Source organism: Sulfitobacter aestuarii, from assembly GCF_042685005.1.
GTDB lineage: Bacteria > Pseudomonadota > Alphaproteobacteria > Rhodobacterales > Rhodobacteraceae > Sulfitobacter > Sulfitobacter aestuarii.
On sequence record NZ_JBHUMP010000007.1, the window covers coordinates 94,735 to 116,541 of the forward strand.

23 protein-coding genes are annotated in these 21,807 nt (G+C 65.4%); 12 read left to right on the forward strand and 11 right to left on the reverse strand.

Annotated elements, in window-relative coordinates; translation table 11 throughout:
- Window positions 1-25 precede the first annotated feature (25 nt).
- Window positions 26-1,267: a cytochrome b/b6 domain-containing protein gene (locus ACFSUD_RS09960; RefSeq protein ID WP_386373936.1), complete on the forward strand. Its 1,242-nt coding sequence runs from the start codon at window positions 26-28 to the stop codon at window positions 1,265-1,267.
- Window positions 1,268-1,273: 6 nt separating this feature from the next.
- On the opposite strand, the gene ACFSUD_RS09965 is transcribed toward ACFSUD_RS09960, so the two are convergent.
- Window positions 1,274-1,849, reverse strand: a complete 576-nt coding sequence (locus ACFSUD_RS09965) for a YceI family protein (RefSeq protein WP_386373938.1) — start codon at window positions 1,847-1,849, stop codon at window positions 1,274-1,276.
- A gap of 155 nt (window positions 1,850-2,004) precedes the next feature.
- On the reverse strand, window positions 2,005-2,511 hold the full coding sequence (locus tag ACFSUD_RS09970; protein ID WP_386373940.1) for a hypothetical protein: 507 nt from the start codon (window positions 2,509-2,511) through the stop codon (window positions 2,005-2,007).
- Window positions 2,512-2,782: 271 nt separating this feature from the next.
- Here ACFSUD_RS09970 and rpsF point away from each other — a divergent pair, with 271 nt between their 5' ends.
- Genes rpsF through rplI form a run of 3 tightly spaced genes read left to right on the forward strand, consistent with a single transcriptional unit; the run spans window position 2,783 to window position 4,036 of the window.
- Complete coding sequence (gene rpsF, locus ACFSUD_RS09975) at window positions 2,783-3,145, forward strand: 30S ribosomal protein S6 (RefSeq protein ID WP_386374136.1); 363 nt, start codon at window positions 2,783-2,785, stop codon at window positions 3,143-3,145.
- A 28-nt stretch (window positions 3,146-3,173) separates the two neighbouring features.
- A complete protein-coding gene (gene rpsR, locus ACFSUD_RS09980) occupies window positions 3,174-3,401 on the forward strand; it encodes a 30S ribosomal protein S18 (protein ID WP_005852865.1) in 228 nt (75 codons plus the stop codon).
- 11 nt (window positions 3,402-3,412) lie between these two features.
- Entirely contained in the window at window positions 3,413-4,036 is a 624-nt protein-coding gene (gene rplI, locus ACFSUD_RS09985) for a 50S ribosomal protein L9 (protein ID WP_386373942.1), read from the forward strand.
- A gap of 85 nt (window positions 4,037-4,121) precedes the next feature.
- Here rplI and ACFSUD_RS09990 read toward each other — a convergent pair whose 3' ends face one another.
- Entirely contained in the window at window positions 4,122-4,466 is a 345-nt protein-coding gene (locus tag ACFSUD_RS09990) for a hypothetical protein (protein WP_386373944.1), read from the reverse strand.
- Between the two features lie 187 nt (window positions 4,467-4,653).
- Between ACFSUD_RS09990 and ACFSUD_RS09995 the strand changes: the two genes are divergently transcribed.
- On the forward strand, window positions 4,654-5,136 hold the full coding sequence (locus tag ACFSUD_RS09995) for a transglycosylase SLT domain-containing protein (protein WP_386373945.1): 483 nt from the start codon (window positions 4,654-4,656) through the stop codon (window positions 5,134-5,136).
- A gap of 142 nt (window positions 5,137-5,278) precedes the next feature.
- On the forward strand, window positions 5,279-6,667 hold the full coding sequence (locus ACFSUD_RS10000) for an HWE histidine kinase domain-containing protein (RefSeq protein WP_386373947.1): 1,389 nt from the start codon (window positions 5,279-5,281) through the stop codon (window positions 6,665-6,667).
- Window positions 6,668-6,734: 67 nt separating this feature from the next.
- Here ACFSUD_RS10000 and ACFSUD_RS10005 read toward each other — a convergent pair whose 3' ends face one another.
- From ACFSUD_RS10005 to ACFSUD_RS10015, 3 genes are all read right to left on the reverse strand, one after another.
- On the reverse strand, window positions 6,735-7,838 hold the full coding sequence (locus tag ACFSUD_RS10005) for a histidine kinase dimerization/phosphoacceptor domain -containing protein (protein WP_386373949.1): 1,104 nt from the start codon (window positions 7,836-7,838) through the stop codon (window positions 6,735-6,737).
- Between the two features lie 180 nt (window positions 7,839-8,018).
- Window positions 8,019-9,350, reverse strand: a complete 1,332-nt coding sequence (gene tig / locus ACFSUD_RS10010) for a trigger factor (RefSeq protein WP_386373951.1) — start codon at window positions 9,348-9,350, stop codon at window positions 8,019-8,021.
- 158 nt (window positions 9,351-9,508) lie between these two features.
- Window positions 9,509-9,793 carry a DUF2312 domain-containing protein gene (locus ACFSUD_RS10015; RefSeq protein WP_386373953.1) on the reverse strand — a complete coding sequence of 95 codons (285 nt, stop codon included), beginning with the start codon at window positions 9,791-9,793 and terminating at the stop codon, window positions 9,509-9,511.
- Window positions 9,794-9,893: 100 nt separating this feature from the next.
- On the opposite strand from ACFSUD_RS10015, the gene ACFSUD_RS10020 reads away from it, so the two are divergent.
- From ACFSUD_RS10020 to ACFSUD_RS10030, 3 genes are all read left to right on the forward strand, one after another.
- Window positions 9,894-10,133, forward strand: a complete 240-nt coding sequence (locus ACFSUD_RS10020) for a hypothetical protein (protein ID WP_386373955.1) — start codon at window positions 9,894-9,896, stop codon at window positions 10,131-10,133.
- Window positions 10,134-10,240: 107 nt separating this feature from the next.
- The gene (locus tag ACFSUD_RS10025) at window positions 10,241-11,119 is read left to right on the forward strand and encodes an MBL fold metallo-hydrolase (protein ID WP_386373957.1); all 879 of its coding nucleotides are present in this window, start codon (window positions 10,241-10,243) and stop codon (window positions 11,117-11,119) included.
- Window positions 11,120-11,196: 77 nt separating this feature from the next.
- Window positions 11,197-11,619: a TIGR01244 family sulfur transferase gene (locus tag ACFSUD_RS10030; protein ID WP_386373959.1), complete on the forward strand. Its 423-nt coding sequence runs from the start codon at window positions 11,197-11,199 to the stop codon at window positions 11,617-11,619.
- 224 nt (window positions 11,620-11,843) lie between these two features.
- On the opposite strand, the gene ACFSUD_RS10035 is transcribed toward ACFSUD_RS10030, so the two are convergent.
- The 5 genes from ACFSUD_RS10035 to ACFSUD_RS10055 form a co-directional block, all read right to left on the reverse strand.
- Window positions 11,844-12,992 (reverse strand): FliM/FliN family flagellar motor switch protein, encoded by a 1,149-nt coding sequence (locus ACFSUD_RS10035; RefSeq protein ID WP_386373961.1) that lies wholly within the window; start codon window positions 12,990-12,992, stop codon window positions 11,844-11,846.
- A gap of 60 nt (window positions 12,993-13,052) precedes the next feature.
- On the reverse strand, window positions 13,053-15,782 hold the full coding sequence (locus tag ACFSUD_RS10040) for an ATP-binding protein (protein ID WP_386373963.1): 2,730 nt from the start codon (window positions 15,780-15,782) through the stop codon (window positions 13,053-13,055).
- A complete protein-coding gene (locus tag ACFSUD_RS10045; protein ID WP_386373965.1) occupies window positions 15,782-16,084 on the reverse strand; it encodes a hypothetical protein in 303 nt (100 codons plus the stop codon). Before ACFSUD_RS10045 ends, ACFSUD_RS10040 begins: the two co-directional genes overlap by 1 nt.
- A gap of 14 nt (window positions 16,085-16,098) precedes the next feature.
- Window positions 16,099-16,467, reverse strand: a complete 369-nt coding sequence (locus ACFSUD_RS10050) for a response regulator transcription factor (protein WP_386373967.1) — start codon at window positions 16,465-16,467, stop codon at window positions 16,099-16,101.
- Window positions 16,468-16,600: 133 nt separating this feature from the next.
- Window positions 16,601-17,893 (reverse strand): helix-turn-helix domain-containing protein, encoded by a 1,293-nt coding sequence (locus tag ACFSUD_RS10055; RefSeq protein ID WP_386373968.1) that lies wholly within the window; start codon window positions 17,891-17,893, stop codon window positions 16,601-16,603.
- A 231-nt stretch (window positions 17,894-18,124) separates the two neighbouring features.
- On the opposite strand from ACFSUD_RS10055, the gene ACFSUD_RS10060 reads away from it, so the two are divergent.
- The 3 genes from ACFSUD_RS10060 to ACFSUD_RS10070 all read left to right on the forward strand — a co-directional run bounded on the left by ACFSUD_RS10060 (window position 18,125) and on the right by ACFSUD_RS10070 (window position 21,804).
- Window positions 18,125-19,471, forward strand: coding sequence for a substrate-binding protein (locus tag ACFSUD_RS10060; protein WP_386373970.1), 1,347 nt, complete (start codon window positions 18,125-18,127; stop codon window positions 19,469-19,471).
- A gap of 95 nt (window positions 19,472-19,566) precedes the next feature.
- Window positions 19,567-20,595 (forward strand): branched-chain amino acid ABC transporter permease, encoded by a 1,029-nt coding sequence (locus ACFSUD_RS10065; RefSeq protein WP_386373972.1) that lies wholly within the window; start codon window positions 19,567-19,569, stop codon window positions 20,593-20,595.
- Between the two features lie 3 nt (window positions 20,596-20,598).
- Window positions 20,599-21,804, forward strand: coding sequence for a branched-chain amino acid ABC transporter permease (locus ACFSUD_RS10070; RefSeq protein ID WP_386373974.1), 1,206 nt, complete (start codon window positions 20,599-20,601; stop codon window positions 21,802-21,804).
- Window positions 21,805-21,807: the final 3 nt, after the last annotated feature.

Consider the following 21,807-nt stretch of genomic DNA (forward strand, 5'->3'; position numbering starts at 1 on the left):
GGCGGGAATTTCACGGAGCACCCCGATGGCCCTATCCAACACCGCGCAGCGTTATGGCGGCGTCGCCAAGACCTTTCACTGGCTCACCGCACTGCTGATCCTGACGCTGATTCCGCTCGGCCTCTATGCCGAGTGGCTGCCCCATGAAACCGCCGCCGAGCTGTCGCGCAAGGCCTGGATGTTCTCGCTGCACAAGACCCTCGGCGTGGCGGTGTTCTTCACCGCGCTGGCGCGGATCGTCTGGGCGCTGAGCCAGCCGCGCCCGGTGCTGCTCAATGCCGAGCGCCGGTTCGAGGCGTTTTTGGCCGAGATCATGCATTGGCTGCTCTATGGCGCGCTGGTGATCGTGCCGCTGTCGGGCTGGATCTCCCATGCCGCCGCCGAAGGTTTCGCGCCGATCTGGTGGCCTTTCGGGCAATCGCTGCCGCTGGTGGCGAAAAGCACGCAGGTCGAGCATACCTTTGCGCTGCTGCATTATATCTCCGGGCGGGTGCTGATCGCCGCATTGCTGCTGCATGTGGCGGGCGCCCTGAAACATCATTTCATCGACCGCGACGCCACCCTGCGCCGGATGCTGCCCGGACTGCCCGTGCTCGGCCCGCTGCCCGCCCCGCAACATCACCGCGCGCCGCTTTTCGGGGCGGTGGTGCTCTGGGCCATGGTGCTGGCGGGCGGCAGTTTCCTCGGCAGCAATGGCGAGAGCAACGCCCCGGCGGCTCCGGCGCTGGCCGAGGTTTCCTCGGACTGGCAGGTGCAGAGCGGCAGTATCGAGATTTCGGTGCAGCAATTCGGCTCCGCTGTCAGCGGCTCTTTCGAGGACTGGACCGCCGCGATCAGTTTCGAGGAAGTCGCGACAGGCGAGACGGCGGGTCATGTCACCACGACCATCTCGATCCCCTCGCTGAAGCTCGGATCGGTCACCGAACAGGCGATGGGGGCGGATTACTTCGATGCGCAGAGCCATGACACCGCCATCTTCGACGCGACAATCGTGAAAGGTAACGAGGGATATGTCGCAACCGGCACGCTGACCATCAAGGGCAACGAAATACCGCTTGAAATGCCTTTCGCGCTGACGCTGGACGGCGATCTGGCACAGGTGCAGGCCGAACTGGTGCTGGACCGTCGCCATTTCGGGATCGGCGAGAAGATGAGCGACGAGAGCAGCCTCGGCTTTGACGTCGCGGTGCAGATCTCGCTCAGCGCCACACGGGGCGAAAAGGAAACCGCCGGGCTTGCACCCGGCGGTTCCGCTCGGAACTTGTAGGCTGGCTTACTCGGCCTTCATCGCCTCGATCGAGATCTTCACCTCGATCTCGTCGCTGACATAGGGCGCGAACTTCTCGAGGTTGTAATCCGAACGCAGCACGGTGGCGGTGGCGTCGAACCCGGCCCAGGGCTTGCCCTCCATCGGATGCTCACCCATCTGATTGAGCTTGGCATCAAGCACTACCGGCTTGGTGACGTCGTTCATGGTCAGATCGCCGGTGATCTTGGCGGTATCCTCGCCGGTCACTTCGATGCCGGTCGAGGTGAAGGTCACCATGTCGCCCTCGGCGGCGTCGAAGAACTCTCCCGACATGAAATGCTTGGTGCGCTCTTCCCAGCCTGTGAACATGCTGCTGACCGGCATCGAGACGTTGACGGAGGAATTGGACGGATCTTCCTGATCCATCATGATCTCGCCCTCAAAGCCCGAGAACATGCCGGTGGTGGTGGAAAAGCCGAGGTGTTTGTAGGTGAACACCACCTGGCTGTGGCTGGGGTCGAGCGTGTATTTCTCTGCCGCGAAAGCGGTCCCGGCGCCGAGCGCGAGGGCGGCGGTGGTGGCGAAAAAAAGGTTCTTCATGACGTGTTACTCCAATTTGTCTGCCGCGTTGAACTGACCCCGAGAGCCGGGCGCGGCAAGTGCACAGAGCTCCCCATATTCTGCGCGCTGCTGAACAACCACCCCCGGAACGCCCTTGTGAGCGTTCAGCGGCGAACCGAGCGATTGCCTGCCGATCAGCCCCGCTGCCGCGCCTCGCGCAGATCGGAGAGCAGGTCGCTGAGGATGCCGGGATCGTCGAAAACCACCTCGGCGCGGACCGTTCCGGCGCGGTCGCGCAGCAGCAACGCGTTGCCTGTCGGCTCGACCGGCGCGAGATCCGCATAACGGCAGCGCCACAGGATCTCGGCCATGCCATTGCCCCGCAGCCGCACCTGGCGCAGCTCGCGACGACCCGTGTCGATCTCCATCCGCACCGGCGCGTTTTGGCCGCATCCGGCGAGCAGACCGGCGGCGGCGAGACAGAGGGTGAGGGAGAGCGCGGCCTTGAACAACAGCAGATCCGACTCCCAGCTCGCCCCCGGCGCCAGCCAGAGCGCCAGCGTCGCCAGCAGGAGCCCGCCGCCGCCAAGCGCCAGTGCGCCGCGCTGCAGCCGTGCCCGGAGCGCACTGGATCGCAGGCGTCGCACTGCATCACCGTCCGTCGATCTCCCTGCCCCGTCCACATGTTCGGTCGCTGTCACGGATCGTCCCCTGTTCGCCCTTGCTATCCGCCCGTATTCTGTCCATCAAATCGGCGAAATCACGGCAGCGGCGGGGCGCTGGCGCGACGGGCGTCCCGAAGCCTGCGCTTTGCCTGTCGCCTCGGCCCCACTCCGCCCTTGCCCTGCGCGCATAAAGGTGTATATCGGCCCGACCTTTGCACAGCTGATGAACCGCGCAGACTCTCGTGGTGGGGCCGCAAGGGATCTTGCCCTGCCTATGAAATGCGCTTTGATAGAAATAGGAGAGCACATGCCGCTTTATGAGCATGTCATGATTGCGCGTCAGGACCTGTCCAACACGCAAGCTGAAGGTCTGATCGAACATTTTGGCACAGTCCTTGCCGACAACGACGGCAAACTCGTGGATAGCGAGTATTGGGGCGTCAAGACGATGGCCTACAAGATCAACAAGAACCGCAAAGGCCATTATGCCTTCCTGCGCTCGGATGCCCCGGCAACCGCCGTTCAGGAAATGGAGCGCCTGATGCGCCTGCATGATGACGTGATGCGCGTGCTGACCATCAAGGTCGAAGAGCACAAGGATCTGCCCTCGGTGCAGATGCAGAAGCGCGACGAGCGCGAAGGCCGTGGCGAACGCCGCGAGCGTCGTTGATCCTCAGCTTTTGAAAAGGACATAAACCATGGCTGCAAAACCGTTTTTCCGCCGTCGCAAGGTCTGCCCCTTCTCGGGCGACAACGCACCTGCGATCGATTACAAGGACACCCGTCTGCTGCAACGCTACATCTCTGAGCGTGGCAAGATCGTTCCTTCCCGCATCACCGCCGTCTCGGCCAAGAAACAGCGCGAGCTGGCCCGTGCCATCAAGCGCGCCCGTTTCCTCGCCCTGCTGCCCTACGCCGTCAAGTAAGGAGAGAGCACATGCAAGTTATCCTTCTGGAACGTGTGGCCAAGCTTGGCCAGATGGGCGAAGTCGTCGAAGTGAAGCCGGGCTATGCCCGCAACTTCCTGCTGCCTCAGGGCAAGGCGCTGAGCGCCTCCAAGGCCAATATCGAAGCTTTCGAGGGCCGCAAGGCCCAGCTTGAGGCGCAGAACCTCGAGACCAAGAAAGAAGCCGAGAAAATGGCCGAGAAGCTGAACGGTCAGCAATTCATCGTGATTCGCTCCGCTTCGGATGCCGGCGCGCTCTATGGCTCCGTCACCACCCGCGACGCGGCCGATGCGACAACCGAAGAAGGCTTCACCGTCGATCGCAAGCAGGTCGTTCTCGGCCAGCCGATCAAGGAGCTGGGCCTGCACGACGTGCAGATCATCCTGCACCCCGAGGTCGAAGCGACCATTCAGCTGAACGTCGCGCGTTCGCCCGAGGAAGCCGAGCTGCAGGCCTCCGGCAAGTCGATCCAGGAACTGGCCGCCGAAGAAGAAGCGGCTGCCGAGTTCGAGATCTCCGAATTGTTCGATGACATCGGCTCCGCCGGTGCCGACGACGATTACGACGCACCGGCCCCGGCCCGTGACTCCGAGGAAGACAGCTCGAACGCCTGATCCGCGGATCGCGTCTCGCAATTTCGGAAAGGCCGGGTGCAGCAGCGCCCGGCCTTTTCGCTTGGCCCAGACCCCCGATACACCGTCAGTAGATCGTCAGCCGCAGCGTGTAATATTCAAAACCGGTGGTGCGCAGCAGCTGGAAGATCCCGACCTCGTACATCTGGTTCCGGGTGTGGAAGCTGAAATCCGCCTGGCAATCCACCACGTTCGGCAGGGTGAAACAGGTATTGTCGCTGCCAAAGAGCTGCAGCCGCGCGGTCTGCCCGCTACCGGCGCCGAAGACGTAGCAGACCGGCATGCCGTCGGCGACCTGCCCGGAGACTTCCCCGGACGAGGCACCGTGGGCAAAGCGGATCTCGGTGCAATATTGCGCCGCCGCACCCTGGGCCCAGAATGTCAGCAGGATCGCCGCAAGAAATCTGATCATGGGAAATATCTCCTGATAAAACATGAATCCTAGCAGTTTTTCCGGTTTCTGTCTGCTGCATCGCTCCTGGCCGCCGAGGCCCGCGCCCGGCAGGGACAGGCGAAGCGCCGCCCACCATGATCAATCGCCTTGCCCGACCGCCCCGCTTGCGTAATCTGCGCGCAGTTTCAACAAGTTTCGGTGCATCATGCCGCAGACCCGCCAGCGTGTTCTACTCAGCCTTCTTGTCGCCACCGCTCTCACCGCCTGCACCGTAGCCCCGCAACCGGTGCCCCAGCCCGCCCCGGTCGCCCTGCCGCTCCATCCCAACGAGACGCCGGAGCTGCGCCAATCGATCAACAGATGGGCCGATCACTACGAGGTGCCGCGCAGGCTGGTGCATCGCCTGGCGATCCGCGAGAGCACCCACCGTCCCGGCGCGCGCAACGGTCCCTATTACGGGCTCCTGCAGATACTGCCCGCCACCGCCCGCAGCATGGGCTTCCGCGGCAAGCCGTCGGATCTGCTCAATGCCGATACCAATCTCGAATATGCGGTCAAATATCTGCGCGGTGCCTGGCTCTTGTCGGACGGCGATCACGGCACAGCGGTCAAATGGTATTCGCGCGGCTATTACTACGAGGCCAAGCGCCGCGGCATGCTGGAGGAGACCGGTCTGCGCGGCAGCTGAGACGGCGGCTATGTCATATGTTATACTGTCGGTGTATTGTCGTTGACAGGGACCGCGAGAAACTGTCCAACTCGGGTTTACTCTCTGAGTTCCGTGCGCGCCTTCGGTCGCGGCGTTCAACCTGTTGGAAAGAAGGGACTAAGTGAACACCAGTTTCCCGAACCATCGTGCGAGCCATCTCGACCTCATCGCCGCCACTTCCGATATCGGCCTATGGGAGCTCGACGTTCGCACCGGGGTCGCGGAGCGCAATCTGCGCCATGACCAGATCTTCGGCTATGTCGGCGCGCTCGATCGCTGGAGCGACGAGATCTTCCTGTCGCATGTCGTCGCACGGGACCGCGAACGCGTCGGCGGGCTGCTGCGCGCGGCCGTGGCGGCGGGGGAGCCCTGGGCCTTCGAGACGGAAATCCTCAGCGCGCAGGGCGATCGCCGCTGGATCTCCGCCAAGGGGCAGCCGCGCTTCGATGGATCCGGAAAGATCACCCATCTGATCGGCCATGTGCTCGACATCACCGCGTCCAAGCGGCGCGAGGAACGGCTGAAACTGCTTTCCGGAGAGCTCAACCACCGGGTGCTGAACACGATTTCTGTGATCCGCGCGATGGTCCGGATCAGTGCCCATAACGCCGGGAATATCGAGGATTTCACCGTCGATCTGGACGCACGGCTCGATGCGCTGGCACGGTCCAGCCGGATGCTCACCAGAAATCCCGACAAGGATACTTTCCTGCGTGAGATCGTCGAGACCGAAGTCGCGATGTTCGGCAGCGGCACGACGCGGATCGGTGTCACCGGCCCGACCGACATCTCGCTCGAACCGCGCTCGGCAGAGGCGATGACGCTGGTGCTGCACGAGCTTCTGACCAATGCCGCGAAACACGGTGCGCTGTCCAACGATGACGGGCGTATCGACATCGCCATCACCCGCAATCCCGACAATTCGCTGAGCCTGAACTGGGAGGAAAGCGGCGGACCGGAAGTCGGCACGCCGGGGCCGGCGGGCTTTGGTGGTGCGTTGATTGCCAATGCGCTCAACGGTGTCGGCGATCTGCAACGGGATTACCGACGCGAAGGGCTGCGGGTGAAGATCTCCCTGCCCTACCAGCGCCCCGTCCATGTGCTGCCGCGACCGAGCGACAATATCAGCGATGCGCCGCGGCTGCTGCTGGTCGAGGATGAGGTGGTGATCGGCATGGACCTGTCGCTGACGCTGGAAGAAGCCGGTTTCAGTGTCGACGGCCCCCATGCCGATGTCGCCGCGGCGATGCGGGCGCTCAATGTCATGCCCGATATTGCCCTGCTCGACGTGCAGCTCGGCAAGGAGACAAGCGCCCCGGTGGCCGAACGGCTGCGCGCGCTCGGCGTGCCCTTCGTGGTGCTGAGCGGTCGTGCCTCCGACGATCCGCTGCCGCCGGGTTTCGAAGGCGCCGCGGTGATGCAGAAACCGCACCGGGATTGCGCGTTGCTGGCGCTGTTGCAGCAATGTCTCGACGCGGCGGCGGAGGACCGGCGCGGCAGCGGCACCTGAGCCCTGGCCGCGCCGTAACAGGCAGGGACGGGCATCGGCGGAGCAGCGCGTGCCGCGTTGCGGATCCTCAGAGCGGCGGCACCGTGAATGCCACCGACAGGGCCGTGCCGGTCTCGGTGACCTCATGGTTGAGCGCGCTGTTGAGCTGCGCCGCGGCGGAGGACATCAGCGCCACGCCGAGCCCCGACCCGCGCGCGTCCTTGCGGGTTACGTCCGGCTCCCGCCCGACGCCGTCATCTTCACAGCAAAAGGCGAAACGCCCCTCGCCGATCTTGCTCAACCGGATCGAGATCCGGCCCGCGCGATTGTCGGGAAAAGCGTATTTGATCGAATTTGCCGCAAATTCGCTGGCGATCATGCCCAATGCCGAGGCCATGCTGACCCTGATCTCCGCATCCACGCTATTGCAGGAGATGCGCACATGCGGCGGGCAGATGTCCTGCAGAAACGCCGCGACGCGCCGCAGATAGCTGTCGGCCCTGACCGAACCCTTGCCGCCGCGCGACATCAATTCGCCATGCAGCGAGGCCACGGCAGAGATGCGCCTTTCCAGAAGTTCGAGCACTTCGAGCGCCACGTCGTCGCTGACCCGGCGGGCGGACATGCGCAGCAGCGACGAAATCGTCTGCAGCGAATTCGAGACCCGGTGATCCATCTCGCCGCGCAGCTGTTCCTCGTGCTTGATCCGCTTGCGCAATTCAAGTTCGGTCACCACCTGTTTCGACAGGGTGCGCAGCGCCTCGCGCTGGAATTCCGTCAGCTTGCGCGGCTTGGTGTCGAGCACGCAAAGCGTTCCGATGGGCATCCCGTTGGGCGCAATGAGCCGCGCTCCGGCGTAGAATTCGACATGCGGATCGCCGGTGTGGAGCGTGTTGTCGCTGGTGCGCGGATCCGCGGACATGTCGCTGATCTCGAAGAGCGAATCCTCCAGGATCGCGTGCGAGCAGACCGATTGGTCGAGCGGCGTCTCGTGGGGCTCGAAACCGACCCGCGCCTTGAACCATTGCCGGTCATCGTCCACCAGGCTGATCAGCGACACCGGCACTTCGCAGATCTTCGAGGCGAGCGCCACGATATCATCGAAATTGACCTCCGCCCCGCTGTCGAGCACGTCATAGGACCGCAGCGTTCTGAGCCGTTCGTCTTCATCGGGATGTTTTGGCGCCAGCACTGGACTTCCTGCTGCTAAAGAATTGCGTCGAAACGACATGATAACCGGTGGGGCCCTCAGTGAACAGGCCACCGGTACAAAACACCCGCGCCCCCCGGACGGGGCGGCGCAGGCCGGAAACGCAAAAGAGCCGCCCCGGTCCGGAGCGGCCCTTTCGGCATCATGGGATGCCGGTGTGGCTTATTCGTCTTCCAGCGCCTCGACGGCCTTCTGCAGCTCGTCCTTGCTGATCTCCTTCTCGGTCACATCGGCGTTTTCGACGATGTGATCGACGACCTTGTCTTCGAAGATCGGGGCGCGCATCTGCTGCTGCATCTGCTGGTTCTGCTGCACGAATTCAAAGAACTGGCGCTCCTGGCCGGGATACTGACGCGCCTGGTTCATGATCGCCTGGGTCATCTCGGCATCGGTGACCTGCACCTCGGCCTTCTGGCCAAGCTCGGCAAGCAGCAGCCCCAGACGCACGCGGCGCTCGGCAAGCTTCTTGTGCTCGTCGGTGGTCTCGATCTCGGGGTGATCGTGGCCCTGAACCTCGGGGTTTTCCTCGTGCCAGAGTTGATGCGCGATCTGACCGGCCTCGGCCTCGACAAGGCTCGGCGGCAGGTCGAAGCTAACCAGCTTGTCGAGTTCGTCAAGCAGCGCGCGCTTCATCACGGCGCGGCTGGCACCGGCATATTCGGCTTCCAGACGCTCGGCGATCTGACCCTTCAGCGCGGCAAGATCCTCAGCGCCGAATTTCTTGGCCAGCTCGTCATTCACCTCGGCAGCGACCGGTTCCTTGACTTCCTTGATCTTGCAGTCGAACACCGCTTCCTTGCCGGCGAGGTGGGACGCCTGATATTCTTCGGGGAAGTTGACGGTGACGGCCTTCTCCTCGCCCGCCTTCACGCCGGTGAGCTGCTCTTCGAAACCGGGGATGAAGGAATTCGAGCCCAGCACCAGCGGGTAATCTTCCGCCGAGCCGCCCTCGAAGGCTTCGCCATCGACCTTGCCGACGAAATCCATCACGACCTGATCGCCGTCCTGCGCCGGGGCGCCCTCTTCGCGGGCCTTGAAGTCCTGCGCGGTCTCGGCGAGGTTGTTCAGCGCTTCCTCGACAGCGGCGTCATCGGCCTTGGCGACCAGCTTTTCCAGCTTGATCTGGCCGAGGTCGAGCTCGGGGATCTCCGGCAGCGCCTCGTAGGACATCTCGACCTCGACGTCGTCGCCCTCTTTCCAGTCCTCGTTGGTCATCTTGACCTCGGGCTGCATGGCGGGGCGGTCGCCGGACTTCTCGAAATGCTCGTTCATCGCGCCGTCGATGCTTTCCTGCATCGCCTCGCCCATGACGCGCTGGCCGAACTGCTTCTTCAGCAGCGCCATCGGCACCTTGCCCTTGCGGAAACCCTTCATCTCGACGTCGGGCTGGGCTTCGGCCAGTTTCTCGTTGACCTTGGCCTCAAGTTCGGCGGCCGTCACGGTGATGGCGTAACCGCGTTTCAGACCTTCGTTCAGCGTCTCGTTGACCTGCATGTGTGCTCCATAGGGTAAGGCCGCGCGCGGAGGGCACGGGCGAAAATTTCCGCCCTTCTAGGGCCCTTGCCGCGCGCATGCAAGAGGGGGATCATACCGCCGGTCCGATTGGCTCGCACGGGGTACAGGACCGCGTCGCGTCAGCCGACCGGCGCGGATCACATCCCCAGCGCTTCCTTGTACATTTCCATCACAGCTTCTTCCTCGGCGATGTCGTCCTTGTCGCGTTTGCGCAATGCGATCACCTTGCGCAGCACCTTGGTGTCATATCCGCGGCCCTTGGCCTCGGCCATGACTTCCTTCTGCTGCTCGGCGAGGTCCTTCTTCTCGGCATCGAGCCGTTCGATCCGCTCGACGAATTGCCGCAGTTCATTGGCCGTCACCCGGTAATTGGCCTCGCCGACCTGGTCGACAACATCCGCATCCATGCCTGTATCGTTCATCACGCGCTCCTGAAATATCCGCGCTGCCTGATAGCCCGAGCAGCCTCGCACCCGCAAGCCGCTCTTGCCCGTGGCGGCGGATTGCAGTAGCGCTCGGCTTATGGAACATCAAAGCACCTCCCTCTTCGACATGCTGATCTGGCTCGGCGTCGCCGTTACCATCCTCGGGCTGATCGGGCTGATCTGGAGCATCGTGCGCGTGGCCCGGGCGCGCCGCGCGCAGCTTGACGATGCGGCGATGCGCGCCGCGGTGCAGGCGGCGCTGCCGCTGAACCTCGGCTCGCTGTTCCTGTCGGTGATCGGGCTGATGATGGTCATCCTCGGCATCTTCCTCGCCTGAACGCCGCATCGCGCCGCATACGCGGGATCGCCCCCGGGACCGGCCCGCGCTTGCAAGACGCGCGGGGGCGGATATCATCGCCCTGCCCCTGCCTTGAGGAACCCGCCATGACCGACAGCCCCGCCGCCCCGCGCGTCACCGCCTTCTTCGACGAGACCACCAATACCGTCAGCTACGTGGTGCAGGACCCGCAGGGCGCCGCCTGCGCGATCGTCGATTCGGTGCTCGATTTCGATCATGCCGCCGGGCGCACCGACACCAGCACCGCCGACCGGATCGTCGATCACATCACCTCCCATCACCTTCAGACCCAGTGGATATTGGAAAGCCATGTGCATGCCGATCACCTGTCGGCGGCGCCCTATCTGCAGCAGCGGCTCGGCGGCAAGATCGGCATCGGCGCGCAGATTACCACGGTGCAGGACACGTTCGGCAAGGTCTTCAACGAGGGCACCGAATTCCAGCGCGACGGCAGCCAGTTCGACGCGTTGTTCGAGGATGGCGATTCCTTTCACATCGGGCAGCTGCGGGCGGACGTGATGCATACGCCGGGGCATACGCCGGCCTGTATGACCTATGTGATCGGCGATGCGGCGTTTGTCGGCGATACGCTCTTCATGCCCGATTTCGGCACCGCGCGCTGCGATTTTCCCGGCGGCTCGGCGGAGCAGCTCTACCGCTCGATCCAGCGGATACTGGCACTGCCCGAGGCGACGCGGATCTTCGTCGGGCATGACTACAAGGCGCCGGGACGCGAGGAATTCGCCTGGGAGACCAGCGTGGCGGAGGAACGGGCGAACAATGTCCATGTCGGCAACGCGCGGTCGCAGGATGACTTCGTCGCGATGCGCGAGGCGCGCGATGCCAAGTTACCGATGCCCAAGCTGATCGTGCCCTCTTTGCAGGTCAACATGCGCGCCGGTCACATGCCTGCCCCGGACGACAGCGGCACGGTGATGCTCAAACTGCCGATCAACAAGCTCTGAGCGCCGTCCGGGGCCTCGCCCACCCCCGCCTGCAAGCGGTGCTGGACAGGGCCGCGGCGCTTGCGTAAATCAGGCGCATGGATATTCGTCAGATCACCCCCCGCTATTACGTCGCCCCGCAGATCTCGCCGGAGGACATGTCGGCCCTGCGTGAAGCGGGGATCACCCGGATCCTGTGCAACCGCCCCGATGGCGAAGTGCCGCCGAGCCATCAGGCCGCCGCCATCCGCTCGGCGGCCGAATCCGCCGGGCTGGGCTTTGCCGAACAACCGCTTACCCATCAGACCATGACGCCCGAGGTCATCGCGCAGAACCGCGCGCTGGGTGTGGAGAGCGGCGAGGTGGTGCTGGCCTATTGCGCCTCCGGCACGCGCTCGACCATCGCCTGGGCTCTCGGCCAGGCCGGGGAGAAGGACGCCGACGAGATCATCGCGGCGGCGAAGGCCGGCGGCTATGATCTGGAAAACCTGCGCGGCGTGTTGCAGCAACCCTTCGTCTGATCACGCAGGGCCGGAGGCGGCCTAGGCGACGCCGATCTGCCCGGACAGGTGCTGTCGCCGTATCGGCGGCATCCGCCTGCCCCTAGTCTTCTGACGCTGGCCAGCCGATCTGGCCCGAGCCTCGCGCCCTGTTGATCAGGCCCGCCTGATCCTGCCCTGCTGCACGCGCGCCAATCTCGCGCACCGCCCACTGCGCCCGTCCGGCCCTGACCGATCCTGCCGGCTCAGGCCTGCAGCCGCTCCGGTGTCTCGGCCTGCGCCCGCAGCCTTGCGAGTTCCGCCGGATCCTCCATCTCCGGCACCGGCAGCATTTCCGGCAGGTCCGACATATCGGGCATCTCCGGTTGCGCAGCCGGTTCAGGCGACGGCGGTGGGGGTGCGACGCCCGCGGTCTCCATTTCCGGTGCCGCGCCGAGCCGGTCCGGCTCCTCCTGTTGCAGCGCGCCGCGATCCTCCCGACGGCGTTGCGGCCCGGTGTCCTTTGCGGCGGCGGGGGTGAGGCGCAGGGCGCGTTGCCCGCCCACCTGTCCAAGCCGTCCCGTCGCCAATTGCTTGCCGGTGATCGTGAGCACCTCTACCGCGTCGAACCGTGCCGAGCCGAGCGACAGCACATCTCCGGGTTTCAGCGCCGAGATCTGTTGCAGCGGCAGCGACAGGCGGGTCAGCGCGATGTCGAGCTCCGCCCGCAGCCCCATCGCCACCTCCCCGAGCACCGGACCGGGCGCGGCGGCGCCCGCCGTCTCGGCCTCCGCCGGTGCGCTGCCGGGGGCGGCGGCGGGCGGGGTCAGCGGCAGCAGCAGGCTCAGCACGCCCTGACGCTGCCCCGCCGCCAGATCCACGGTGATCCGCACCAGCCGGTATTCCGGCGCCTCGAGCGCCAGCTGCAACAGACGTGCATCGCCCACATGCGCCCCGAAACGCAGCCCGTCGAGCAGCGCCGCCTCCGGCGCATCGCTCAACAATTCCGCCGCCGTCTCGAACAGCCGGTCCAGCAGCGGCGCGCAGATCGCCGCATCGGTCGCGGTCATCGGGCGCGGCGCGTCCTTTTCGGCCTCCAGCACCTTGCCCATGCATTGCTGCTGGATCAGCCCGCCGACCAGCGCCGGGGCGAGCAGGGCCGCGCCGCGCCGCCCTTCCGGCCCGTCCAGCAAGAGCATCAGGTCCGCCGCCTCGAACAGATCGCCGAAATCCTCGCCACGCCGCGCCTCGCTGGTGATGCCGATGGCCGCCATGGCAACGCCGAGCAGCGCCTCCGCCGATTTGGCCAGTGACAGGCGCAGCGCCTTGGCCAGCGACATGCCACGGATCTGCGCCTCCGCCTGACCGGCCCGTGCCTTGCGTCGCATCACCGAATTCTGATCAACTTCTGTCATCGCCTCCCCCGGCTGGCGGGTCCGGTTTCCAGTCTAGCAGGGCTTTGGTTAACGCGACCTTTACGACGGCGAAACGCCCGTCGGCTCCGCCGCGACAGCCGCGTCGAGCGACAGGGGCAGACGGATCCTGAATGTGGTGCCGTCAGAAGGGCTCATCAGCTCGATGCGCCCGCCGAGCCGCCCCATGATCTCCCGGCAGATGGCAAGACCAAGCCCCGCGCCGGTGCCGACCCCGCCGTCGAGCCGGGCGAATTTCTCGAAGACCACGTCGCGCGCCTCGGCGGCGATGCCGCTGCCGTTGTCGCTGAAATCGATCACCACCTCGCCGCCCGAACGGCGCGGCCTGATCGACAGGCGCGGCACCTCGGCACGGCAGTATTTCTGCGCATTGGCGATCAGGTTGATGAAGACCTGCGCCAGCCGGTCGGTATCGGTGTCGAGCGCCAGATCCTCCGCCGCACGGTCGCGCGCGATCTCGAGCCGTCGCTCGGCCCCGGCCTGCGCGGTGGAGACCGCGTGATCGATCACGTCGCCCAGCCGTGCGCGCTGACGGTTCAGCACGACCTGGCCATGTTCGAGCACCGACAGATCGAGCAGGTCGTCGAGCAGCCGCGTCAGGCGGATCGCCTCGGTATGGATGATCGAGGCATAACGGGTCTTCTCTTCCGCCTCCAGACCTTCGGCATCGCGCAGGATCTCCGAAAAGGAGCGGATCGAGGTCATCGGCGTGCGCAGCTCGTGGCTGATCTGGCTGAGAAAACTGTCCTTCTGCCGGGACAATTGCGTCAGCTTCTCATTGGCCTCGCGCAGCTGCGCGGCGGTCCGGGCGAGCTCGCGGGACTTGACCTCGAGCTGACTGGAATATTCCAGCATCTGCGCGGATTCATCGGCCACCGCCAGCAGATCCTGCACCGAGACCGAGGTGCCGCCGATGATCTGCGCCACCATGGCATGGGCGGTGGCGGCGCCGACCGACCCGGTCAGCTCGCGTTCCAGCGCCTGCACAAAGGAGGGGCTGGGTGCCGGCAGGCTGCCGCTCAGCCCCTGCGCGCGGGCGGCGGCGGCGAAGAACGCCTGCGCCTCGCGCGCCCCGAGGATCCGCTGCGCCATGACCATCAGATCCTCGCTGTCGGCGACCGAGGCGTTCCAGCCGCGCGACGGGCTGGAGTGATCGAAGACATTGACGAATTGCGCGCCCTGCAGCCGTTCCACCGGATCGGGAAAATCGAGCAACGAGACGCTGACGAAGGTCAGCAGGTTGAGCCCAAGGCTCCAGATCACCGCATGGACGGTCGGATCGAGGCCCGAAATGCCGAAGAGCGCCTGCGGACGCAGCCAGGACAGGCCGAAGAGCCCATGATCGAAGCTCGCCGCCGAGAGCGCCACGCCGGGTCCGAAGGAGGGCAGCAGCATGGTGAAGACCCAGAGCGCGAAGCCGACGCAGAGCCCGGCCAGAGCCCCGCGCCCGGTGGCGCCGCGCCAGAAGATGCCGCCGAGCATGGCGGGCAGGAACTGCGCCACCCCGCCGAAGGAGATCAGCCCGATCGCCGCCAGCGCGCCGCTGCCGCCCGAGGCGCGGTAATAGAAATAGCCGAGCGCGAGGATGAACAGGATCGACAGGCGCCGGGCCCGGATCACCACGTTGCGCACATCCCCCGACTGGCTCGCGCCCTGACGGCTCAGGGCCAGCCAGAGCGGCATGACGATGTGGTTGCTCAGCATCGTCGCGAGCGCCAGCGTCGCCACGATCACCATCGAGGTCGCCGAGGAGAAGCCGCCGAGAAACGACAGCATCGCCAGCCCGTTCTGCCCCTGGCTCAGCGGCAGCGACAGCACGAAGAGATCGGGGTTCGACCCCGGCGGCAGCAGGTCGAGCCCGAGCACCGCGATCGGCACCACGAAGAGGCTCATCAGCAGCATGTAGAGCGGGAAGGCCCAGCTGGCGATCTGCAGATGGCGTTCGTCCTCGTTCTCGACCACCAGCACCTGGAACATCCGCGGCAGGCAGAGGAAGGCGGCGGCCGACAGCAGGATCAGCGCCGTCCAGCGGCTGCCCGCGACCTGCCATGTGCCGATCGCCGATGCGTCGATGCGCGCCAGCGCCTGCCCGGCCCCGCCGGCCAGCCCCCAGACGACGAAGATCCCGACCGCGAGCAGCGCCACCAGCTTGACCACTGCCTCGACCGCCACGGCGATGACCACGCCGTGATGACGCTCGTTGGCATTGAGGTTGCGGGTGCCGAAAAGCACGGTGAAGAGTGCCAGCCCAGTGGCCACCCAGCCCGCCGCGCGGGCGGTGTTGATCGGCTCGGCCCCCGGCGCGACGGCTCCGGCCTCCGGCGCCGCGAAGATCGACAGCGACAGGGTCACCGATTGCAGCTGCAGCGCGATATAAGGGGTGACCCCGATCACCGCCATCAGCGTGACCAGCACCGCCAGAAGGTTCGACTTGCCGTAGCGCGAGGAGATCAGGTCGGCGACCGAGGTGATCCGCTGGCTGCGCCCGATGCGCACCAGCCGGCGCAGGATCCACCACCAGCCGATCATCACCAGCGACGGACCGAGATAGATCGTCACGTATTCCAGTCCCGAACGCGCCGCATAGCCGACCGCGCCGTAAAAGGTCCAGGCGGTGCAATAGATCGACAGCGACAGCGTATAGACCAACGGCGAGCGCAACAGCCAGTCGCCGCGCCCGCGCAGTCCGGCGCGTTCGGCGGCGAAGGCGATGATGAAGAGGAAGGCTACATAGGTCAGGCAGACCGCAACGAGCTGGTTGAGCGAGACCATCAGCGCCGCCCGGCGGCAGCCGGATTATTGCCGCGCCGCTTGAGACCGAGCGCTGCAAGTATGAGCGCCGCCCAGATGCCGAAGACATATTTCAACGTCACGCTGGTCGCCAGCGCGCCCGCCGCCTCCGGATCGAGCGCACCGGACAGGCCCGGCGCGGGCGGCGACAGGGGCGCCGCGACGGGCCAGAGCAGCGGCAGCATCCACAGGCCGAGCCCGAGAAACGGCAGGAAACGCAGCGCGTCGAGCATCCGGCGCCGCCGGTAGCTGCGTCGTTCCAGGAACAGCGGCCCGCGATCCATCCGTCAGCCCCCGGTCATGGCGCGGTGAGCTCGCGCACCGCCGCCAGCATCTCGCTGTTGGAAAACGGCTTGGTCATGAACCGGCTGACCCCGGCCTGCTCGGCCATTTCGCGGTCGCGGCTCTGGCCCCGGGCGGTGAGCATCAGGATCGGCAATGTCGCGAACGCCGGATCGGCGCGCAATTCGCGCAGGATGTCGAAACCGGACTTGCCCGGCAGCATCACGTCGAGCAGCACCAGATCGGGCACCGCCTTGCGGATCACCTCGACGGCGGTGCTGCCGTTGGCCAGCATCTCGACCCGCCAGCCCTCGCGGCTGAGCAGGAAGCGGATCGCCTCGGCGATGTTCATCTCGTCCTCGACCAGCACCACGCGTTTGCCCATGCGGCCCCTCCCCCTGTTTCCCCCGAAACGCGGCCCGGTTTTCCCGTCTGTCGCGGGATGGCCCCGGCCGCGCTGCAAGGATGCATGTGAAATGACAGGCTGTCAAAAAATGTTGCGGGACCGGGGCCTGTCTTCAGCGGCCTTCGCTGAGGATCGAAGGGTCGCGGCGCGCCGGGCAGCCCTGACGCGGGCAGACGCGGCAGGTGGTGCCGACCTCCTGTGCCGGATCACCGTCCGGGCCGGTGGCGGGCAGGATCAGCATCAGCGCGTGGGTGAGCGGCGGGCAATTGTAACGGGCCGCGCCCTGCGCTTCGCAGGTGGCGAAACTGTCGAACCGGCTCTCATTGCGACCGATCTGACGCAGGCGCTGGGACAGGACCAGACCGGGATGGCCGAGCACCGCGTAAAGCGGCCAGAGCGGGCAGCAGGCAGCGAGCCGGGGCAGCGAGAACCCGGCAATCGGCTTGCGGAAGATCAACGTGCCGGAGGCGTCGCAGATCACCAGCCCGGCATCGAGATCCACGCGCGCGGCGAGACGGCGCATCAGCCGCGCCACCGGTTGACCCAGCGCTTCGGCCAGGGCCGCCGGGTCCGGGCCATGCAGGGGCAGCGCCGCGTCGAGCACGCGCATCGGCAGGGCCGCCGCATCCGCCGCGATCTGGCGCAGCATCGGCGCCGCGATCTGACGCGCCGCGCGCGAGTTCAGCCCGCCCGACGACAGCAATTCGGCGATACACCCCTCGGGATCGACCGCATCCTCTAGCGCCTCGAAATGGAAATCATAGTCGGCGAAAAAGGCTTCGACCTCGTCGCGCGGCGAACCGGCGCTGTCGCTGGCCTGCGGATCGGCGTCGAAATAGCTCAGCAGCGCCCGGGCGGATTCGGCGAGACGGTGGGAATCCTCGTCGAGATTTGCGTGAAACCGGCCCTGCCATTCGACCTCGAGCGTATCGGTCTCCGCCAGGATCGCGGCGGTGGAGCGGATCGCGGTCGCGGTGCTCAACAGCTCGTGCATCGCGGCGGCCAGATGCGGATCATGCGCCAGCCGGTCGCCCAGCGCCTCGACCGTGCGTTCCAGCGCGGCAATGCGGCGCTGCGCGGCGATCAGCGCCTCGGCCCAGCCGGGGAACCGTCCGGCGAATTCATCGGCCCGCGCCACCTCCGCTTCCGACAGCCGGGCATCGAGCGCCGCCTCGCGCAGCCCGGCGATCAGCGCCGCCCCGGCCCCCTCGCTCAGCGCCTGCGCCTCGACCCCGAGCGCCGCGGCAATGTCGAGCAGCAGCTTGCCGCCGATCCTGCGCCGGTTGTGTTCAATGAGGTTGAGATAGCTCGCCGAAATGCCGATCTGGCGCGCCAGCTCCGCCTGTTTCAGCCCGGCCATGATGCGCCGCTCGCGGATCCGGCTGCCGGTCAAGGCCTCGCGCATCGCGCCCTCCCCGATGAAATATGCCGCAGATTCAACGGTCTTCTGCGCTGCAATGTGACGTAATTTACCGAACTTACCGCTGATTTGAGAATTTGTTTACAAAATTGTCAAGTCAGCAGAGTGCCTTATTGATCGGTTTTCAGGAACTGCGCCATTATTTACCTGCGTAAAGCGTGCCGCTGAACCGGGAGGAGGACCCGGTTCGGGGGTTTCATAAAACGGGAGGAATACATGGCTTTCACAAGATTGACGCGGCGCGGGCTGATCCGCACCAGTGCGGCTGCCGGGGCGGGTCTGGCGCTGCCGACCTATCTACGCGCCGATATGCATTCGGGCTATACCAATGCCCCCGGCGGCAGCACCGTGACCCTCGGGTTCAACGTGCCCCAGACCGGCCCCTATGCCGAGGAAGGGCTTGACGAGCTGCGCGCGCAGGAGCTCGCCGTCCAGCATCTCAACGGTGAGGGCGACGGCGGCATGTTGAACACCTTCAGCTCCAAGGCGCTCCAGGGGAACGGCATCCTGGGCAAGAAGGTGGAATATGTCACCGGCGATACCCAGACCAAATCCGATGCGGCCCGCGCCAGCGCCAAGTCGATGATCGAAAAAGACGGCGCGGTGATGATCAACGGCGGCTCGTCCTCGGGCGTGGCCGTGGCGGTGCAGGATCTCTGCCAATCCGCGGGCGTCATCTTCATGGCCGGGCTGACCCACGCCAATGACACCACCGGCAAGGACCGCAGGGCGAACGGCTTCCGGCATTTCTTCAACGCCTATATGTCGGCTGCCGCGCTCGCCCCTGTGCTCAAGAACGCCTATGGCGCCGAACGCCGCGCCTATCACCTGACGGCGGATTACAACTGGGGCTGGACACAGCAGGAATCCATCGCCGCCGCCACCGAGGCGATCGGCTGGGAGACCGTGAACAACGTGCTGACGCCGCTGGCGAGCACCGATTTCTCCTCCTATATCGCGCCGGTGCTGAATTCCGGGGCGGATGTGCTGGTGCTCAACCATTACGGCGGCAACATGGTCAATTCGCTGACCAACGCGGTGCAGTTCGGGCTGCTCGACAAGGAAGTGAACGGCAAGAAATTCGAGATCGTCGTGCCGCTCTATTCCGAGCTGATGGCCGCCGGTGCGGGCGCCAACGTGGAAGGCGTGATCGGCTCGATGAACTGGAACTGGCAGCTGCAGGACGAGGGCTCCAAGGCCTTCACCAAGTCCTTCGGCGAGAAATACGGCCGCCCGCCCTCCAATTCGGCACATACCTGCTACGTGCAGACCATGCTCTATGCCGATGCCTGCGAACGCGCCGGGACCTTCAACCCCTGCGCCGTGGTCGAGGCGCTGGAAGGGTTCGAGTTCGACGGCATGGGCAACGGTCCGACGCTCTATCGCGCGGACGACCACCAGTGTTTCAAGGACGTGCTGGTGATGCGGGGCAAGGAGAATCCGCAGAGCGAATACGACACGCTGGAGATCGTCGAAGTGACCCCGCGGGCGCAGGTCGAATATGCCCCGGATCATCCGATGTTCGCCGGTGGCCAGCTCGGAAAGTGCAACCCCGGCGCGTGATCGGGCAAGGGCTGCGCGCCCCCGCGCAGCCGACCCCCTGAACAGCTTCGCAGGCCGCGTGATCCGTGGCCTGCCTCAACCCATGGGTGGGAACAATGGACGCATTGCTACTTCAATTCCTCAACGGCCTGGACAAGGGCTCGGCCTATGCGCTGATCGCGCTGGGGCTGACGTTGATCTTCGGCACGCTGGGGGTCGTCAACTTCGCCCATGGCGCCCTGTTCATGATCGGCGCCTTCTGCTCGGTGACGCTGCAGCGCATCCTGACGCTGAGCACCGTCTCGCTGTCGGAGACGCAAAAGGACTTTCTCGGTAACCCGCTGAAGGTGGAAACCCCATATGTCGAAAGCTGGTTCGGCCCCGAGGTCGGCGCCGCGATCATCGACTGGTCGGTGCCGCTGGCGATCCTCTTCGCGATCCCGGTGATGCTGGTGATCGGCTTCGTCATGGAACGCGGGCTGATCAAGCATTTCTACAAACGCCCCCATGCGGACCAGATCCTCGTGACCTTCGGCCTCGCCATCGTGCTGCAGGAGGTGGTCAAGTATTTCTACGGCGCCAACCCGATCCCCACCCCGGCGCCCGCCGCCTTCAAGGGCAGTTTCGACTTCGGCCCGTTGCTCGGGCTCGATACCTCGCTGGCCTATCCCTACTGGCGGCTGGTCTATTTCGGCTTCTCGACGCTGATCATCGGCGCGGTCTTCGCCTTCCTGCAATTCACTACCTTCGGCATGGTGGTGCGCGCGGGCATGGCGGATCGCGAGACCGTCGGGCTGCTCGGCATCGACATCGACCGCCGCTTCACCGTGATGTTCGGCATCGCCGCCGCGGTCGCGGGGCTGGCCGGGGTGATGTACGCGCCGATCAATTCGCCGAATTACCATATGGGGATGGATTTCCTTGTGCTGAGCTTCGTGGTCGTGGTGGTCGGCGGCATGGGCTCCCTGCCCGGCGCCGTGCTGGCCGGCTTCCTGCTCGGCATACTCGAAAGCATCGCCTCGATGAACGAGATCAAGGATGTGATCTACGGCATCGACCAGATCATCATCTACGTGGTGGCGATCGTGATCCTGCTCACTCGGCCCCGCGGGCTGATGGGGCGCAAAGGCGTGATGGAGGAATAGGACATGCTCGGATTGAACAGACGCGACACCACCCTGCTGATCATCGTGGTGATCCTGACACTCTTCGCCCCCTTCATCCTCAACCCCTTCCCGGCCAATTCGGCGCTGGCGCAGTTCAACGCGGGCTATCCCGACCTCATGCAGCGTTTCGTGATCTTCGGGATCTTCGCCATCGGCTTCAACATCCTCTTCGGCCTCACCGGCTATCTGAGCTTCGGCCACGCGGCCTTTCTCGGGGTCGGATCCTACTCGGCGGTCTGGATGATGAAGCTGCTGACCATGAACGTGATCCCCGCGATCATCCTGAGCGTGATCGTGGCCGGGCTGTTCTCGCTACTGATCGGCTTCATCTCGCTGCGCCGCTCGGGGATCTATTTCTCGATCCTGACGCTGGCCTTCGCGCAGATGTCCTTCAACCTCGCCTATTCGGTGCTGACACCGATCACCAACGGCGAGACCGGGCTGCAGATCACCCTGAGCGATCCGCGCATCCTCGACGGCGCCGACGCGGCGCGCTATCCCAACCTCTTCGGCGCCCAGATGAATGAGGCCACAACGCTGTTCTTCGGGCCCTGGTCTTTCACCTTCTCGGTCGGCTATTACCTGTCGGCCTTCATCATGGTGCTGGCCTTCTACCTGTCGATCCGGATCTTCCGCTCGCCTTTCGGGATGATGCTGCGGGCGGTGAAATCGAACCAGCAGCGGATGAACTACACCGGGCTCAACACGCGGCCCTACACGCTGGCGGCCTTCGTGATCTCGGGCATGTATGCCGGGCTCGCGGGCGGGTTGCTGGCGGCGATGGATCCGCTGGCCGGGGCCGAACGGATGCAATGGACCGCCTCGGGCGAAGTGGTGCTGATGACCATCCTCGGCGGTGCCGGGACGCTGATCGGGCCGGTGCTCGGCGCGGGGTTCATCAAGTACTTCGAAAACATCTTCGCCAAGATCAACGACAACGTCCTGCATGGCTGGTTCGCCTTCATGCCCGACGGGGCCGAGGATCTGCTGGTGGCGCTGGTGCATCCCTTCGTCGGCAAGGGCTGGCACCTGACACTCGGGCTGCTGTTCATGCTGGTGGTGATCTTCCTGCCCGGCGGGCTGGTCGAGGGCGGTCAGCGGATCGGGCGGATATTCCGCCGCCGCGACGCCAATGCCGGACCGGTCGAGGCCGACGCCGCCGAACAACGCAAACCCGCCGCGGAATAGGAG

What these genes read in the sequence shown, in the direction of transcription:
- ACFSUD_RS09960 (WP_386373936.1), top strand. Translation starts at nt 26, where the DNA reads ATGGCCCTATCCAACACCGCGCAGCGTTATGGCGGCGTCGCCAAGACC.
- ACFSUD_RS09965 (WP_386373938.1), bottom strand. Translation starts at nt 1,849, where the DNA reads ATGAAGAACCTTTTTTTCGCCACCACCGCCGCCCTCGCGCTCGGCGCC.
- rpsF (WP_386374136.1), top strand. Translation starts at nt 2,783, where the DNA reads ATGCCGCTTTATGAGCATGTCATGATTGCGCGTCAGGACCTGTCCAAC.
- rpsR (WP_005852865.1), top strand. Translation starts at nt 3,174, where the DNA reads ATGGCTGCAAAACCGTTTTTCCGCCGTCGCAAGGTCTGCCCCTTCTCG.
- rplI (WP_386373942.1), top strand. Translation starts at nt 3,413, where the DNA reads ATGCAAGTTATCCTTCTGGAACGTGTGGCCAAGCTTGGCCAGATGGGC.
- ACFSUD_RS09990 (WP_386373944.1), bottom strand. Translation starts at nt 4,466, where the DNA reads ATGATCAGATTTCTTGCGGCGATCCTGCTGACATTCTGGGCCCAGGGT.
- ACFSUD_RS09995 (WP_386373945.1), top strand. Translation starts at nt 4,654, where the DNA reads ATGCCGCAGACCCGCCAGCGTGTTCTACTCAGCCTTCTTGTCGCCACC.
- tig (WP_386373951.1), bottom strand. Translation starts at nt 9,350, where the DNA reads ATGCAGGTCAACGAGACGCTGAACGAAGGTCTGAAACGCGGTTACGCC.
- ACFSUD_RS10015 (WP_386373953.1), bottom strand. Translation starts at nt 9,793, where the DNA reads ATGAACGATACAGGCATGGATGCGGATGTTGTCGACCAGGTCGGCGAG.
- ACFSUD_RS10020 (WP_386373955.1), top strand. Translation starts at nt 9,894, where the DNA reads ATGGAACATCAAAGCACCTCCCTCTTCGACATGCTGATCTGGCTCGGC.
- ACFSUD_RS10025 (WP_386373957.1), top strand. Translation starts at nt 10,241, where the DNA reads ATGACCGACAGCCCCGCCGCCCCGCGCGTCACCGCCTTCTTCGACGAG.
- ACFSUD_RS10030 (WP_386373959.1), top strand. Translation starts at nt 11,197, where the DNA reads ATGGATATTCGTCAGATCACCCCCCGCTATTACGTCGCCCCGCAGATC.
- ACFSUD_RS10035 (WP_386373961.1), bottom strand. Translation starts at nt 12,992, where the DNA reads ATGACAGAAGTTGATCAGAATTCGGTGATGCGACGCAAGGCACGGGCC.
- ACFSUD_RS10040 (WP_386373963.1), bottom strand. Translation starts at nt 15,782, where the DNA reads ATGGTCTCGCTCAACCAGCTCGTTGCGGTCTGCCTGACCTATGTAGCC.
- ACFSUD_RS10045 (WP_386373965.1), bottom strand. Translation starts at nt 16,084, where the DNA reads ATGGATCGCGGGCCGCTGTTCCTGGAACGACGCAGCTACCGGCGGCGC.
- ACFSUD_RS10050 (WP_386373967.1), bottom strand. Translation starts at nt 16,467, where the DNA reads ATGGGCAAACGCGTGGTGCTGGTCGAGGACGAGATGAACATCGCCGAG.
- ACFSUD_RS10055 (WP_386373968.1), bottom strand. Translation starts at nt 17,893, where the DNA reads ATGCGCGAGGCCTTGACCGGCAGCCGGATCCGCGAGCGGCGCATCATG.
- ACFSUD_RS10060 (WP_386373970.1), top strand. Translation starts at nt 18,125, where the DNA reads ATGGCTTTCACAAGATTGACGCGGCGCGGGCTGATCCGCACCAGTGCG.
- ACFSUD_RS10065 (WP_386373972.1), top strand. Translation starts at nt 19,567, where the DNA reads ATGGACGCATTGCTACTTCAATTCCTCAACGGCCTGGACAAGGGCTCG.
- ACFSUD_RS10070 (WP_386373974.1), top strand. Translation starts at nt 20,599, where the DNA reads ATGCTCGGATTGAACAGACGCGACACCACCCTGCTGATCATCGTGGTG.